The organism is Priestia sp. 53B2 (assembly GCF_056099005.1).
Window position 1 is genome coordinate 1 of sequence record NZ_JBLZXA010000013.1, and the last position, 15,153, is coordinate 15,153.

A 15,153-nucleotide genomic window follows, 5' to 3' on the forward strand; every position below is an offset into this window, starting at 1 on the left:
ATATAATATGTCTGGTGGCGATAGCGAAGAGGTCACACCCGTTCCCATACCGAACACGGAAGTTAAGCTCTTTAGCGCCAATGGTAGTTGGGACTTTGTCCCTGTGAGAGTAGGACGTTGCCAGGCTATTATTATTCCACAGTAGCTCAGTGGTAGAGCTATCGGCTGTTAACCGATCGGTCGTAGGTTCGAGTCCTACCTGTGGAGCCAACTGGCCCGTTGGTCAAGCGGTTAAGACACCGCCCTTTCACGGCGGTAACACGGGTTCGAATCCCGTACGGGTCACCATTTATTTTTATCTACATAATAGCGGAGGATTAGCTCAGCTGGGAGAGCACCTGCCTTACAAGCAGGGGGTCGGCGGTTCGATCCCGTCATCCTCCACCACCGTGCCGGTGTAGCTCAACTGGTAGAGCAACTGACTTGTAATCAGTAGGTTGGGGGTTCAAGTCCTCTTGCCGGCACCATTTATATCGGAGGGGTAGCGAAGTGGCTAAACGCGGCGGACTGTAAATCCGCTCCTTCGGGTTCGGCAGTTCGAATCTGCCCCCCTCCACCATTTTTATTGGGCTATCGCCAAGCGGTAAGGCAACGGATTTTGATTCCGTCATGCGTTGGTTCGAATCCAGCTAGCCCAGCCATAGAGAGCCATTAGCTCAGTTGGTAGAGCATCTGACTTTTAATCAGAGGGTCGAAGGTTCGAGTCCTTCATGGCTCATTTTAATAAGCGGAAGTAGTTCAGTGGTAGAACACCACCTTGCCAAGGTGGGGGTCGCGAGTTCGAACCTCGTCTTCCGCTCCATTTCTATATAAAAAAAGAGATATTGGGGCCTTAGCTCAGCTGGGAGAGCGCCTGCCTTGCACGCAGGAGGTCAGCGGTTCGATCCCGCTAGGCTCCACCATACATATAAACGTACAACCTTTAAGCAAATTGCTTAAAGGTTTTTTTATGTAGTTTCTACAAATTAGAATTGTATATATATTCAAAAAAGTGTCGAGTTGAGCCATCGCTCATTTAGCCGTTACAATAGGAGAGTAGCAACATTTGTGATGGGGGGACATATTATGAATAAGCTTTCAATTATTGGAGTACCAATGGATTTAGGTCAAACTCGCCGAGGGGTCGATATGGGGCCAAGTGCGATACGATATGCAGGTGTTATTGAACGCATCGAGAATATTGGATATAGTGTAGAAGATAAAGGGAATATTGAAATTGCCTTAGCTGAACGAGTACATAGCGATGAAAATACCAACTTAAAGAATTTAAAAGCTGTAGCTGATGCTAGCGAGCGGCTTGCTCAGACCGTAAGTGATGTTATCACAAATAAAAGGTTTCCTTTAGTGCTAGGGGGAGATCACAGCATTGCTATCGGAACACTAGCAGGAGTAAGTCGTCATTATAAAAACTTGGGCGTGATTTGGTATGATGCACACGGAGATTTGAATACAGCAGATACGTCTCCTTCAGGAAATATTCACGGTATGCCATTGGCGGCAAGTATAGGTATAGGAGACGAAGCATTGACTCGAATCGGTGGTTATACACCTAAAGTTAAGCCTGAAAATATTGTGATTATCGGAGCACGTTCTTTAGATGAAGGAGAAAAAGAGCTAATAAAGGAAAAAGGGATTAAAGTGTATACGATGCATGAGATAGATCGAATGGGTATGACAAAAGTAATGGAAGAAACAATTTTATATTTGCGTGATAAAACAGATGGCGTTCATCTATCACTCGATTTAGATGGACTGGATCCACATGATGCACCTGGAGTAGGAACGCCAGTTATCGGTGGAATAAGCTATAGAGAAAGTCATTTAGCTATGGAGATGTTGGCAGAATCTCAGCTAATCACTTCTGCCGAGTTTGTGGAAGTGAATCCTATTTTAGATGAACGGAATAAAACAGCTACCGTAGCTGTTGCATTAATGGGCTCACTTTTAGGAGAAAAATTAGTATAAAACATTAGTACCTACCAAAAGGCACATCAAACATATATGAAGATAAAAAAAAGAAGCTCTTAGTTCGGATTCGAGAGCTTCTTTATATAGAGAAAAACTTTTCATATTCATTTAATAAACCATCTAGCTCTGAACTTACTCTCACCACTGTTAGTGATGATAAAGGGTTTTCTGCTGCAAGAGTGACCATGTTATTTCTACATTCTTCAATTTGATTCAAAAGGTTCTCTTTTGTATGAGTCAAGCTTTCCACTCCTCTTCTTTTCATCTATACTAATTACATAACCTACGTACGATCTTTTTAAACGTATTTGACAAATTTTTGTTAAAATAATTAAGCATAAGTGAAACTTTATGATAAAGTACACGTATATATACTATCCCGCAATGGGCGGAGGTAACCGTTACATGGATTTATTATTAAAAAGGAAAATAAAAAAAGTAAAAAAAGGTGACCAGGATGCGTTTGCTGACATAGTAGAATATCACAAGGATAAACTTTTTCATCTATGTTATCGAATGTTAGGAAACCGGGAAGAAGCGCAAGACGCTGCCCAAGAAGCGTTTATTCGAGCCTATGTAAATATTCATAGCTATGACACGAGTAAAAAGTTTTCCACCTGGTTATATCGAATTGCTACAAATCTTTGTATTGATCGAATTCGTAAAAAAAAGCCAGACTATTATTTAGATGCAGAAGTAGCCGGGACCGACGGGTTAAATATGTACTCTCAAATAGCTGCCGATCAGGCCTTACCAGAAGAAGAACTAGAGCAAGTAGAATTGCAAGAATTCATTCAGTCGGAAATATTAAAGCTACCTGAGAAATATCGAACTGTCATTGTCCTAAAATATATAGATGAGCTGTCGTTAAAAGAAATCAGCGATATTTTAGACCTGCCTCTTGGTACGGTAAAGACTAGAATTCACAGAGGACGTGAAGCTTTAAGAAATCGACTTCGCCACTTGTAAGGAGTGAACTAAGAATGAAATGTCCAAAAATGTATGTAAATCTCATTCATGAGCATTTAGATGGAGATATTACAAAAGAAAATGAACTGTTATTAAAAGAGCATTTGCATCAATGCAAAGGTTGTCAGCAGCATATGCATCAGTTAAAAAGAACCATTGCATTTGTGCAAAGCACTTCTCATATAGAATTACCTATGAACTTTACAGCAGGTGTCATGGCTGGGTTACCACGTGAGAAGAATCGAATTCGAATGAATAGATGGTTTACAAACCACCCGATTCTTAGTGCAGCTGCTGTATTTGTGCTGTTAATGTCCGGCACCGTGTTTTCAGCTTGGGAAACGGATGAAGACTTTTCTGTTTCAAAGCAGCCGAACTTGGTCATTCACGATAAAACAGTCGTTGTACCAAAAGGTGAGACCGTCAAAGGTGATATTACTGTGAGAAATGGCGATATTAAAATTGAAGGAAAAGTAGATGGAAACGTTACTGTTATACATGGTGATAAGTATCTAGCTTCTGCAGGAGAAGTGACAGGCAATATTGAAGAGTTAGACAAGATTTTTGACTGGGTATGGTATAACGTCAAAACTCATGCCAAACAAGCTGTTGACTTTTAATAGTTGAAACATAAAACCGTCCGCTTATCTTGTTAGAGAGGAACAGTGGACGGTTTTATTTATTTAAAAAGAAGGCTACATTATATAGGAACAAGGATTTAAAAATAAGATGTAATTTACAGTGTAATTTTGTTTTATGGTATAATAAAACGGTTATGTTATCTTTATTACATATATAGAGGAAGTGAGAAGATGCCTATTGGAGACCTGCCAATCCTCTCATATTTAGGAAAAATTGTTGATGTTCTCCTGGTATGGTTCGTCATATATAAATTAATTATGGTCATAAGAGGTACAAAAGCAGTACAGCTTTTAAAAGGAATCACGGTGATTTTAGTTGTCCGCTTTATAAGTAACTTCCTTGGACTAAATACGCTGCAATGGTTAATGGACCAAGCGTTAACGTATGGGTTTTTAGCTATCATTATTATCTTCCAGCCAGAGCTGCGCCGAGCGCTTGAACAGCTTGGGAGAGGACGTTTGTTTTCACGCAGTAATTTGCCTGAAGAAGATGAACGTACCGTTACGATTGAGGCGATTATAAAAGCAACGCATTATATGGCTAAAAGACGCATAGGTGCATTGATCTCAATCGAAAGAGAGACGGGTATGGGTGATTATATTGAAACAGGTATACCGCTCAACTCTAATATTTCTTCTGAATTATTAATCAACTTATTTATACCAAATACACCACTTCATGATGGAGCGGTTATTTTACAGCGGGATCAAGTAGCCGCTGCAGCATGTTACTTACCTTTATCTGAAAGTCCTTTTATTTCAAAAGAATTAGGTACTCGCCATCGTGCTGCTGTAGGAATAAGTGAAGTAACAGATAGTGTGACTGTTATTGTATCTGAAGAAACTGGAGGCATTTCCGTTACCAAAAATGGTGAATTGTATCGTGAATTGACAATTGATACATTGAGAGAAATGCTAGAAAAAGAATTAGTCACAACTTCTAAAGCAACTTCTTCCACTCGTTGGCAATGGAGGTTGAAGAAGAATGGATAAATTGATGAATCGATCGTGGGTTATGAAAATTATCGCGTTGCTGTTAGCCTTCATGTTATATTTATCTGTTAATTTAGATGATGGTGCCAGTTCATCAAATAAGATTCTGAACCGAAGCAGTTCTGCCAACACTGGAGTAGAAACATTAACAGATGTTCCGGTTCAAGTATCCTATAATGAGAAGAACAGAATTGTAAGAGGTGTTCCGGATACGGTTATTATGACACTGGAAGGTCCTAAAAATATTTTGGCTCAAACAAAGTTACAAAAAGATTATCAAGCTTATATTGACCTTGATAATTTAAGCTTAGGGCAGCATAGAGTCAAGGTTCAGTATCGAAATATCTCTGATAATTTAAACGTAGTGGTTAAGCCTGATATTGTAAACGTAACAATTGAAGAACGCGATTCAAAACAGTTTTCAGTAGAGGCAAGCTATGATAAAAACAAGGTCAAGAATGGATATGAAGCAGGGGAAGCAACCGTTAGTCCAAGAGCCGTCACGGTAACGGGCGCATCAAGTCAATTGGATCAAGTTGCTTATGTGAAAGCTATTATTGATTTAGATAATGCTTCAAAAACAGTGACGAAACAAGCAACTGTTGTCGCACTAGACAAGAATTTAAATAAATTGAATGTAACAGTTCAACCAGAAACGGTCAATGTAACAATCCCAGTGAGAAATATTAGTAAAAAAGTGCCGATCGATGTGATTCAAGAAGGCACGCCAGGCGACGGTGTCAACATTACGAAGCTAGAGCCTAAAACAGATACAGTAAAAATTATCGGTCCATCTGATTCTTTAGAAAAAATCGATAAAATTGATAATATTCCAGTCGATGTTACCGGTATTACGAAATCTAAAGATATTAAGGTGAACGTCCCTGTTCCAGACGGAATAGATAGTGTAAGTCCTAAACAAATTACCGTTCATGTGGAAGTAGACAAACAAGGTGATGAGAAAGACGCAGAAGAAACGGATGCAAGTACAGCTGAGACTAAGTCATTTAAGAATTTACCGGTTTCTTTAACTGGTCAATCCTCAAAGTACACGTATGAACTGCTTTCTCCTACTTCAGTAGATGCGGATGTAAAAGGACCCAAATCTGATTTAGATAAGTTGACGAAAAGCGGCATTAGCTTGTCAGCGAATGTAGGGAATTTATCTGCCGGGGAGCACACGGTTCCTATTATAATAAATAGTCCCGACTCCGTTACATCAACTCTATCGACTAAACAGGCAAAAGTTCGTGTAACAGCGAAAAAACAATCAGGGACAAATGATGAGCAAACAGATAAAGAAACAAGTGGAAGCACGAGCGATAAAGAAACAAAGCCAGACACGGGAACTGGATCAGGAACAAATCCTGGGACGGGAAATTCAGGTGATTCAGGTGATTCAGGTGATTCAGGTGATTCAGGTGATAAACCAAGCGAAGAGACTGATACACCTGAAGACAATACAGATAAACCAACAGATAGTACAGAAACTGGTGACGACAGTAGTAATCAAAGTGATGAAAATTCTACACCCGTAGATGGACAGACAGATAATACATCAGGAAACTAAATGTTTTGACATGAAGGAGAGAAAATTAATGGGTAAGTATTTTGGAACAGACGGAGTACGAGGGGTTGCCAATAGTGAATTAACTCCTGAGCTTGCTTTTAAAATTGGACGCTTAGGTGGTTACGTTCTAACAAAAGATTCAGAGCGACCAAAAGTATTAATCGGACGCGATACACGCGTTTCTGGTCATATGTTAGAAGGAGCGCTTGTTGCAGGATTGCTTTCAATTGGAGCAGAAGTTATGCGACTAGGCGTTATTTCAACTCCAGGGGTAGCGTATTTAACAAAAGCACTTGGCGCACAAGCAGGAGTCATGATCTCTGCTTCGCATAACCCAGTTCAAGATAACGGAATTAAATTCTTTGGTCCAGATGGATTTAAACTTTCAGATGCCCAAGAGAATGAAATTGAAGCGTTAATGGATAGTGACACAGATCAATTACCAAGACCTGTTGGGGGAGACTTAGGTCAGGTAAATGACTACTTCGAAGGTGGACAAAAATATCTTCAATACTTAAAACAAACGGTGGATGAAGACTTCTCAGGTATTCATGTGGCATTAGACTGTGCGCACGGGGCAACGTCATCTTTAGCGGCACATTTATTTGCAGATCTAGATGCAGATATCTCTACAATGGGGGCATCTCCAAACGGATTAAACATCAATGACGGTGTAGGATCTACACATCCGGAAGCATTAAGTGCCTTCTTAAAAGAAAAAGGAGCGGATGTTGGGTTAGCATTTGATGGAGACGGAGATCGTTTAATCGCAATCGATGAAAAAGGCGAGATTGTAGACGGTGATCAAATCATGTTCATTTGTGCAAAATACTTGTATGAACAAGGACGTTTAAAGAAAAACACGCTTGTTTCTACCGTTATGAGTAACTTAGGCTTCTATAAAGCACTAGAAGCTAGCGGGATTGAAAGTGCACAAACTGGTGTAGGCGACCGTTATGTAGTGGAAGAAATGAAAGCTAATCGATATAACCTAGGTGGAGAACAGTCAGGTCATATTATTTTCTTAGATTACAACACAACAGGTGACGGTATGCTTTCAGCTATTCAGCTTGTAAACATTATGCAAGCAACGAAAAAGCCTTTATCAGAATTAGCAGCTGAAATGAAGAAATATCCTCAGCTTCTTGTAAATGTAAAAGTAACAGATAAGCATCATGTTACAGACAACGAGAAGGTAAAAGTGGTTATTGAAGAAGTGGAAAAAGAAATGAACGGTAATGGCCGAGTACTTGTACGCCCTTCAGGAACAGAGCCGTTAGTACGTGTAATGGTTGAAGCACAAACACAAGAAGAATGTGAAACTTATGTAACGCGTATCGTAGAAGTAGTAAAAGAAGAAATGGGCTTAGAGTAATTCATTAATTATATGCATAAGCGGTGACGTTTCAAGCCGTTTATGCATATTTTTATATTGTTGAGAAAAATTCTTGGAAATTATCTGATGCTAAAGGCTGTTTTTGCAGATAGTAAAGAAGATAATTGACGTTTTCTCACTTCTTATTGTAATATTAAATCTGTTCGTCTCTTAATTTATGTAAAGGAGTGAACAATCTAGTTTAAAAGTGAATACAAAGCGCCTGAACTAAGTAAAGGGACGGAAACGACTTAGTTGACGAGGAGGAGGTTTATCGAAGTATCGGCGGATGCCTCCCGGTTGTTGATTATCACGGCCGAAAACTTGATGTGAAAAACAATGAGGTGACTTATTGGACAAAAGCATTGAGATGATAATCATTGATGATGAAAAGAGACTCTCTTTTCATACATGAAGGAGGATTTTATCTATGTGCGGAATTGTAGGATATATTGGAACAGAAGATTCGAAAGAAATTTTATTACGTGGTCTTGAAAAGTTAGAATATCGTGGCTATGACTCAGCAGGTATTGCAGTTGTTAACAATGAAGGCGTACACGTTTTCAAAGAAAAAGGCCGTATTGCAGAATTGCGTCAGGCAGTAGATAACAGTGTTGTAGCACCAGCAGGTATCGGTCATACGCGCTGGGCAACTCATGGTGTACCAAGCCAAGAAAATGCTCATCCGCATCAAAGTACATCTGGACGCTTCACACTTGTGCATAACGGTGTAATTGAAAACTATGCTATTTTGAAACGTGAATATTTACAAGATGTAACGTTCAAAAGCGAAACGGATACAGAAGTAATCGTTCAGTTAATTGAAAAAATCGCAGCAGAAGGCTTAAATGTAGAAGAAGCGTTCCGTAAGACAGTGAGCTTGCTTCACGGTTCTTATGCACTAGCTCTTGTTGATAACGAAGATAAAAATACAATCTACGTAGCTAAAAACAAAAGCCCGCTTCTTGTAGGTGTTGGCGAAGGATTTAACGTTGTAGCGAGCGATGCTATGGCAATGCTTCAAGTAACAGATCAGTACGTAGAATTAATGGATAAAGAAACAGTAATTGTTACAAAAGAAGGCGTAACAATTAAAACGCTTGATGGTGAAGTGGTAGAAAGAGCACCTTATACAGCAGAGCTTGATGCAAGTGATATTGAAAAAGGTACGTACCCTCACTATATGTTAAAAGAAATTGACGAACAGCCTTTAGTTGTTCGTAAAATCATTCAAGAGTATCAAAATGAGAACAATGAACTGCACATTGATGCAGACATTTTAGGAGCAATGGATGAAGCAGACCGCATCTATATCGTAGCATGTGGAACAAGCTATCATGCAGGCCTAGTAGGTAAACAATTCATTGAAACGTGGGCGAAGGTTCCGGTAGAAGTGCACGTAGCAAGTGAATTCTCTTACAACATGCCGCTTTTATCTGAAAAGCCATTGTTTATCTTTATCTCTCAAAGTGGAGAAACAGCTGACAGCCGTGCAGTATTAGTTCAAATTAAAGAACTAGGTTACAAAGCGTTAACAATCACAAACGTTCCGGGATCAACATTATCTCGTGAATCTGATTATACGTTATTACTTCATGCAGGTCCGGAAATTGCTGTAGCATCAACAAAAGCTTATACAGCTCAATTAGCAGTGCTATCAATTCTAGCGGCTGTAACAGCAAAAACACGCGGCATTGAATTAGAATTTGATTTAGTTCAAGAGTTAGCAATCGTAGCAAACACAATGGAAGTACTTTGCGACGACAAAGAAGAAATGGAAAGCATTGCTCTTCAATTCTTAGCAACAACTCGCAACGCATTCTTTATTGGACGTTCTGTCGATTATTATGTAGGTTTAGAAGGTGCGTTAAAACTAAAAGAAATTTCTTACATCCAAGCAGAAGGATTTGCTGGAGGAGAGCTTAAGCACGGAACAATTGCTTTAATTGAAAACAATACGCCAATTATTGCATTAGCAACACAAGAGCATGTAAACTTAAGCATCCGCGGTAACGTAAAAGAAGTAGTAGCACGTGGAGCTAATCCTTGTATCATTTCAATGAAAGGATTAGAAACAGAAGAAGATCGCTACGTGATTCCGAAAGTTCATGAAACACTTTCACCACTAGCAGCGGTTATTCCTTTACAATTAATCTCTTACTACGCTGCATTGCACCGCGATTGCGATGTAGATAAACCACGTAACTTAGCTAAATCAGTTACTGTAGAATAATAAGGCTCTAGACACCCTTCTACTATAGAAGGGTGTTTTTGTATATCCGAGAAAGAGAACAAACACTTTTTTTATCATAAGTTTCATTGAGCTAAAAACATATTTGCTTGCTGCATTTATTTTATATAATGAAATAGGTAAAGGAACGAACCTCAGCTATTAAGAAGGATGTGGAAAGCATTAGTGGATTGGCTCAAAGTATAAAGTACGTGTTGCGAGGCATCTTTTTTGTCTTGTATTTTCCCTTTTATTTTGTATTTCAAGTCTTTTGTAAAGTATGGATATATTTCATCGCTCAGCCCCTCATGTGGATAGGGCAAAGAATCATTCAACCTGTCATTTATTTCATTTGGATATACATCATACGTTTTCTGTTCGTCTACCCTATTTCTTGGCTATGGAATGAGATAATATACCCTTTTATTCTCTTTGTTTGGAAACGATGTTTTTTGCCTATAACTAGATTTATATGGAGATATGCCGTCTATCCTGTTTTGTATCTAATTTGCTACCCCTGTTATCTGTTATGGAAATATCTTGTGCTGCCTTTTTACAATGAAATTATTCTTCCTGTGCTTTCATTCTGTCAGCGTATCTTTTTCTGTTTCTGGAAGGGATTTAAGTGGATTGGAATTCATATAATCTATTACCCTTTACGCTGGTTTTGGGTGACATGTATATATAAACCGCTTAAAAAAGTATATATCAAAATCATTCAGCCTGTTCTCAAATGGTTTTCTCGTTTATTTAGTTAACGAAATATACCAAGAGATTGCTTTTCTTTTTTAAGTATTAAACTCGAAAGATAAGAGGGAATTGATGTATAATAAAAACGGATATATCATTGCCTATTTATTTTATTAGATTCAATTTTGAAAGAGAGTGAAACAATATGGGCCGTAAGTGGAACAATATTAAAGAAAAGAAAGCGTCAAAAGATGCTAATACAAGTCGTATATATGCCAAGTTTGGTCGTGAGATTTATGTGGCTGCGAAACAAGGCGAGCCAGATCCAGAATCAAACCAAGCGTTAAAAGTTGTATTAGAACGCGCGAAAACATACAATGTGCCAAAAGCAATTATTGACCGTGCGATTGAAAAAGCAAAAGGCGGATCAGAAGAAAATTACGATAATCTTCGTTACGAAGGTTTTGGACCAAATGGATCAATGGTTATCGTAGATGCTCTTACGAATAACGTAAACAGAACAGCTTCAGACGTACGTGCTGCCTTTGGTAAAAACGGCGGTAATATGGGAGTGAGCGGATCAGTAGCATATATGTTTGATCCAACAGCTGTTATTGGTGTAGAAGGTAAGGATGAAGAAGAGACGCTAGAACTGTTAATGGAAGCAGATGTAGACGTGCGTGACATTTTAGAAGAAGAAGATTCTGTAATTGTTTATGCTGATCCTGATCAATTCCATGCGGTACAAAAAGCGTTCAACGATGCTGGTATTACGGAATTTACAGTAGCTGAGCAAACGATGCTTGCTCAAAATGATGTAACTCTTCCTGAAGATGCACAAGCTCAGTTTGAAAAAATGATTGATGCATTAGAGGACCTAGAAGATGTGCAGCAAGTATATCACAACGTTGATTTAGGATAATAGTGAAAGAGGCAGACCTATCAAAGAGGTCTGTCTTTTTTTATAGGCCATGTGAAAAGCATCTATTGACCCTTTCCCTTCGTTTGGAATATGGTAAGATAATGAATTAAGAATAGAAAATAGTAGAATTTTATAAGAGATAAATGGAGGGAAAGAAGTTGAAAAAATTAATGGTGGGGATGGCGTTAACAGCTACACTTGCAACGGCTGTAACGCCTGGCTTTGGCTCAATTGGGGGAAATCAAGAAAAGGCATATGCAACGACAGTTACATATAAAGTAACGGCAAGCAAGCTAAATGTGAGAAGCGGAGCAGGAACGACGTACGGGATTATCGGCAGCGTAGTGAAAGGTCAAACGCTATCTGTGGTGAGTAAAAGCGGAAGTTGGTACAAAATTAATTACAGCGGTCGCACGGGCTATGTAAGCAGCGATTATGTACAAGCATCAGGAACAACTCCACCAGCAGAAAGTACAACGTACACAGTAACGGCAAGCAAGCTGAATGTAAGAAGCGGAGCGGGCACTAACTATGCATCTATAGGAAGTGTGACAAAAGGCCAGAAGCTGTCCGTGGTGAGCAAAAGCGGAAGCTGGTACAAAATTAACTATAACGGCCGCATGGGCTACGTAAGCAGCGATTATGTACAAGCATCAGGAGCAACAACTCCACCAGCAGAAAGCACAACGTACACAGTAACGGCAAGCAAGCTGAATGTAAGAAGCGGAGCGGGCACTAGCTATGCATCCATAGGAAGTGTGACAAAAGGCCAGAAGCTGTCCGTGGTGAGCAAAAGCGGAGATTGGTACAAAATTAACTATAACGGCCGCATGGGCTACGTAAGCAGCGATTATGTACAAGCATCAGGAACAACAACGCCACCAGCAGAAAGCACAACGTACACAGTAACGGCAAGCAAGCTGAATGTAAGAAGCGGAGCGGGCACTAACTATGCATCTATAGGAAGTGTGACAAAAGGCCAGAAGCTGTCTGTGGTGAGCAAAAGCGGAAGCTGGTACAAAATTAATTACAACGGACGCACAGGCTATGTAAGCAGTGACTATGTACAGGCTTCAGCTACAGCGTCTCCAAAGCTCGTAGTTGATTCTTTTAAAACGTTAGGTAACGCTCAGCAAGTCATCTTGGTTACAGCAGATAACTACGATACGAAGTCTGCTAAAATTCAAACGTTTGAAAAAGTTGATGGGAAATGGAAGCAAGTTTTAACTGCGAACGGTGTACTTGGGCAAAAAGGATTCGCTTTATCGAAAAAAGAAGGAGATATGGAATCTCCGACAGGGAAATATACAATTGGCACAGCATTCGGACGCTATGCAAATCCTGGAACTAAGCTTCCATATCGAAAGATTACAGCAAATGATGTGTGGGTAGACGATTCAAAAAGCTCTCTATATAATACGTGGCAGCAAAAGCCGGCTAATGGCCGCTGGACGAGCGCTGAGAACATGGACATCCCGGCTTACGACTATGGGTTTGTCATTAATTATAATGAATCTAGAACGCCAGGAAAGGGAAGTGCAATCTTCTTCCACGTAGGAACAAATTATACCGCAGGATGTACGGCTACTTCTAAAGAACAAGTTGTCTCTATTTTAAAATGGTTAAATCCAGAGAAAAATCCGGTTATTATTCAATCTCCTGTAAGTGAATTAGATAAATATTAAGTTAGAAAGCAGCTGAACTTTTACAGTTCAGCTGCTTTTTTATGTAATTAAAAGCTTTGTCTGTCTATGGTACGACAAAGTTAGTTTTCCTATTCATTGAATGAAAGCGTTTAATCTCTTACGATTAAAGTATCATCACGTAGAGAAAGGAAGAGAGCAAATGGCTCAATCTAATATAAAAGTAGCTGTACAAAAGTTTGGGAACTTTCTAAGTTCAATGGTTATGCCAAATATCGGAGCATTTATTGCATGGGGACTTATTACTGCTTTATTTATTCCCACAGGCTTTTTTCCAAATGAAAGCCTTGCCAAACTAGTGGATCCAATGGTCAAGTATTTGCTTCCGCTGCTAATCGGCTACACAGGAGGAAAGCTTGTACACGATCAGCGCGGAGGCGTTGTAGGTGCTATCGCGACCATGGGCGTCATCGTTGGATCTGATATTCCGATGTTTCTAGGCGCTATGATTATGGGACCGCTTGGCGGTTATATCATCAAGAAGTTTGATCGGTTTATTGAAGGTAAAGTCAAAACAGGATTCGAGATGTTAATTAATAATTTCTCAGCAGGTATTCTTGGAGGAATTCTAGCAATTCTAGCCTTTTTAGGAGTTAGTCCAGCCGTGGACGGATTTACAGGTGCGCTTGTAGTGGGTGTAGATTGGATGGTTGCACATGGCCTTCTTCCACTTACAAGTATTCTAATTGAACCAGCTAAAATTTTATTCTTAAACAATGCTATTAATCACGGTATCTTATCTCCGATCGGAGCAGAACAAATTCGAACAAATGGACAGTCCATTCTATTGTTATTAGAAACAAACCCTGGTCCGGGGTTAGGAATTCTGTTAGCGTATTGCTTCTTTGGAAAAGGAACAGCAAAACAGTCAGCGCCGGGAGCGGCCATCATTCATTTTATTGGCGGAATTCACGAAATTTACTTCCCTTACGTTTTAATGCGTCCGCTTCTAATCATTGCGGCTATTTTAGGAGGAATGAGTGGCGTATTTACATTTGTTCTTTTAGGCGGAGGCTTACAAGCAGTTGCCTCACCAGGAAGTATTTTGGCTATTTTAGCTGCTACACCAGGTAATGCAGGCAGCTATGTTGCAAATATCTCAGGTATTCTCGTTGCAGCCGTCGTATCGTTTATTGTAGGTTCGTTAATTTTAAAAACAGGCAAGCAAACAGAAGATTTGGACGAAGCAGCTCGCAAAATGCAAGAGATGAAGGGCAAGAAGAGTTCTGTAGCAGGAAGCTTTACAAAACAGCAAGGCGAAGTACCAGCAAGCGTTCAGAAAATTGTTTTTGCCTGTGACGCAGGTATGGGATCGAGTGCGATGGGCGCCTCTCTTCTTCGCAAGAAAGTTAAACAAGCAGATTTAAATATTTCGGTAACGAATACAGCTATCAGTAATATTCCAAGTGATGCTCAAATCGTTATTACACAGGAAGAACTAACGCCAAGAGCTCAAAACAAAGTTCCAGATGCGTATCATATCTCGGTTGATAATTTTCTATCTAGTCCGGAATATGACAAACTAATTGATCAACTAAAAAATGATCATACTACTTCTAAAGCGGAAGAAGAAAAGAGAGTATCTGCAGAAAATAATACAGATAGTAATGATGGTTTATTAAAAGAAGAAAACGTTTTCTTGAATCAGCACTTTTCTTCTAAGGAAGAAGCAATTCGATTTGCAGGAAGTGTGTTAGTAAAAGGCGGATATGTAGAAGAAAACTACGTTGAAGCGATGATTGAGCGCGACAATATGACTTCTACTTATATGGGAAATGACGTGGCGATTCCGCACGGTACGGAAGAAGCGAAAAAGAACGTTTTAAGATCGGGTTTTACAGTGATTCAAGTGCCAGAAGGCGTTGATTTTGATGGTGAGAAAGTTCGTTTGATTTTTGGAATTGCCGGAAAAGACGGCACCCATTTAGAAATTTTATCTGGTATCGCGATTACATGTTCCGATATGGACAATATTGAAAAGATGGTTCATGCCAAATCAGCTAAAGAACTAATGGCTATTATTCAAAGTAACTAACGGGATAGAAAGGCATGAAGATGCCTTTTTATCCTTTGTTTATAAATAAGAAAAGAG

At 39.5% G+C, this 15,153-nt stretch carries 11 protein-coding genes, 9 tRNA genes and 1 rRNA gene; 20 read left to right on the forward strand and 1 reads right to left on the reverse strand.

Going from position 1 to position 15,153, the window contains the following annotated elements:
- Positions 1-10: 10 nt before the first annotated feature.
- The 11 genes from rrf (at position 11) to rocF (ending at position 1,965) form a co-directional block, all read left to right on the forward strand.
- Positions 11-126: ribosomal RNA gene (gene rrf, locus ACN6NE_RS11805) — 5S ribosomal RNA — on the forward strand.
- Between the two features lie 9 nt (positions 127-135).
- Positions 136-210: transfer RNA gene (locus ACN6NE_RS11810), tRNA-Asn, on the forward strand.
- A 3-nt stretch (positions 211-213) separates the two neighbouring features.
- A tRNA-Glu gene (locus tag ACN6NE_RS11815) sits at positions 214-288 on the forward strand.
- Between the two features lie 23 nt (positions 289-311).
- Positions 312-387: transfer RNA gene (locus tag ACN6NE_RS11820), tRNA-Val, on the forward strand.
- 4 nt (positions 388-391) lie between these two features.
- Positions 392-467, forward strand: a tRNA-Thr gene (locus tag ACN6NE_RS11825).
- 8 nt (positions 468-475) lie between these two features.
- A tRNA-Tyr gene (locus ACN6NE_RS11830) sits at positions 476-559 on the forward strand.
- 7 nt (positions 560-566) lie between these two features.
- A tRNA-Gln gene (locus ACN6NE_RS11835) sits at positions 567-641 on the forward strand.
- Between the two features lie 4 nt (positions 642-645).
- Positions 646-718, forward strand: a tRNA-Lys gene (locus ACN6NE_RS11840).
- A gap of 9 nt (positions 719-727) precedes the next feature.
- Positions 728-802, forward strand: a tRNA-Gly gene (locus ACN6NE_RS11845).
- Between the two features lie 24 nt (positions 803-826).
- Positions 827-902: transfer RNA gene (locus tag ACN6NE_RS11850), tRNA-Ala, on the forward strand.
- Positions 903-1,065: 163 nt separating this feature from the next.
- On the forward strand, positions 1,066-1,965 hold the full coding sequence (gene rocF, locus ACN6NE_RS11855; protein ID WP_098621638.1) for an arginase: 900 nt from the start codon (positions 1,066-1,068) through the stop codon (positions 1,963-1,965).
- 82 nt (positions 1,966-2,047) lie between these two features.
- Here rocF and ACN6NE_RS11860 read toward each other — a convergent pair whose 3' ends face one another.
- Positions 2,048-2,209, reverse strand: a complete 162-nt coding sequence (locus tag ACN6NE_RS11860) for an aspartyl-phosphate phosphatase Spo0E family protein (protein WP_013054968.1) — start codon at positions 2,207-2,209, stop codon at positions 2,048-2,050.
- 164 nt (positions 2,210-2,373) lie between these two features.
- Here ACN6NE_RS11860 and sigW point away from each other — a divergent pair, with 164 nt between their 5' ends.
- The 9 genes from sigW to ACN6NE_RS11905 all read left to right on the forward strand — a co-directional run bounded on the left by sigW (position 2,374) and on the right by ACN6NE_RS11905 (position 15,096).
- Complete coding sequence (gene sigW, locus ACN6NE_RS11865) at positions 2,374-2,937, forward strand: RNA polymerase sigma factor SigW (protein WP_013054969.1); 564 nt, start codon at positions 2,374-2,376, stop codon at positions 2,935-2,937.
- A 14-nt stretch (positions 2,938-2,951) separates the two neighbouring features.
- Positions 2,952-3,557: an anti-sigma factor family protein gene (locus ACN6NE_RS11870; RefSeq protein ID WP_013081391.1), complete on the forward strand. Its 606-nt coding sequence runs from the start codon at positions 2,952-2,954 to the stop codon at positions 3,555-3,557.
- A 192-nt stretch (positions 3,558-3,749) separates the two neighbouring features.
- Positions 3,750-4,571: a diadenylate cyclase CdaA gene (gene cdaA / locus ACN6NE_RS11875; RefSeq protein ID WP_013054971.1), complete on the forward strand. Its 822-nt coding sequence runs from the start codon at positions 3,750-3,752 to the stop codon at positions 4,569-4,571.
- Positions 4,564-6,141: a CdaR family protein gene (locus tag ACN6NE_RS11880; RefSeq protein ID WP_129705691.1), complete on the forward strand. Its 1,578-nt coding sequence runs from the start codon at positions 4,564-4,566 to the stop codon at positions 6,139-6,141. Before cdaA ends, ACN6NE_RS11880 begins: the two co-directional genes overlap by 8 nt.
- Before the next feature lie 28 nt (positions 6,142-6,169).
- The gene (glmM, locus tag ACN6NE_RS11885; RefSeq protein WP_129705692.1) at positions 6,170-7,516 is read left to right on the forward strand and encodes a phosphoglucosamine mutase; all 1,347 of its coding nucleotides are present in this window, start codon (positions 6,170-6,172) and stop codon (positions 7,514-7,516) included.
- 430 nt (positions 7,517-7,946) lie between these two features.
- Positions 7,947-9,749 carry a glutamine--fructose-6-phosphate transaminase (isomerizing) gene (gene glmS, locus ACN6NE_RS11890; RefSeq protein ID WP_129705693.1) on the forward strand — a complete coding sequence of 601 codons (1,803 nt, stop codon included), beginning with the start codon at positions 7,947-7,949 and terminating at the stop codon, positions 9,747-9,749.
- 892 nt (positions 9,750-10,641) lie between these two features.
- The gene (locus tag ACN6NE_RS11895; RefSeq protein ID WP_013054976.1) at positions 10,642-11,358 is read left to right on the forward strand and encodes a YebC/PmpR family DNA-binding transcriptional regulator; all 717 of its coding nucleotides are present in this window, start codon (positions 10,642-10,644) and stop codon (positions 11,356-11,358) included.
- Positions 11,359-11,516: 158 nt separating this feature from the next.
- Positions 11,517-13,043: an SH3 domain-containing protein gene (locus tag ACN6NE_RS11900; protein ID WP_474325352.1), complete on the forward strand. Its 1,527-nt coding sequence runs from the start codon at positions 11,517-11,519 to the stop codon at positions 13,041-13,043.
- A gap of 160 nt (positions 13,044-13,203) precedes the next feature.
- On the forward strand, positions 13,204-15,096 hold the full coding sequence (locus tag ACN6NE_RS11905; protein ID WP_474325354.1) for a PTS mannitol transporter subunit IICBA: 1,893 nt from the start codon (positions 13,204-13,206) through the stop codon (positions 15,094-15,096).
- The last annotated feature ends 57 nt before the right edge of the window (positions 15,097-15,153 follow it).

Excerpts from the sequence above, each read along its gene's own strand:
- ACN6NE_RS11895 (WP_013054976.1), top strand. The coding sequence starts at position 10,642 with ATGGGCCGTAAGTGGAACAATATTAAAGAAAAGAAAGCGTCAAAAGAT.
- ACN6NE_RS11905 (WP_474325354.1), top strand. The coding sequence starts at position 13,204 with ATGGCTCAATCTAATATAAAAGTAGCTGTACAAAAGTTTGGGAACTTT.
- ACN6NE_RS11880 (WP_129705691.1), top strand. The coding sequence starts at position 4,564 with ATGGATAAATTGATGAATCGATCGTGGGTTATGAAAATTATCGCGTTG.
- glmS (WP_129705693.1), top strand. The coding sequence starts at position 7,947 with ATGTGCGGAATTGTAGGATATATTGGAACAGAAGATTCGAAAGAAATT.
- ACN6NE_RS11870 (WP_013081391.1), top strand. The coding sequence starts at position 2,952 with ATGAAATGTCCAAAAATGTATGTAAATCTCATTCATGAGCATTTAGAT.
- sigW (WP_013054969.1), top strand. The coding sequence starts at position 2,374 with ATGGATTTATTATTAAAAAGGAAAATAAAAAAAGTAAAAAAAGGTGAC.
- glmM (WP_129705692.1), top strand. The coding sequence starts at position 6,170 with ATGGGTAAGTATTTTGGAACAGACGGAGTACGAGGGGTTGCCAATAGT.
- rocF (WP_098621638.1), top strand. The coding sequence starts at position 1,066 with ATGAATAAGCTTTCAATTATTGGAGTACCAATGGATTTAGGTCAAACT.
- cdaA (WP_013054971.1), top strand. The coding sequence starts at position 3,750 with ATGCCTATTGGAGACCTGCCAATCCTCTCATATTTAGGAAAAATTGTT.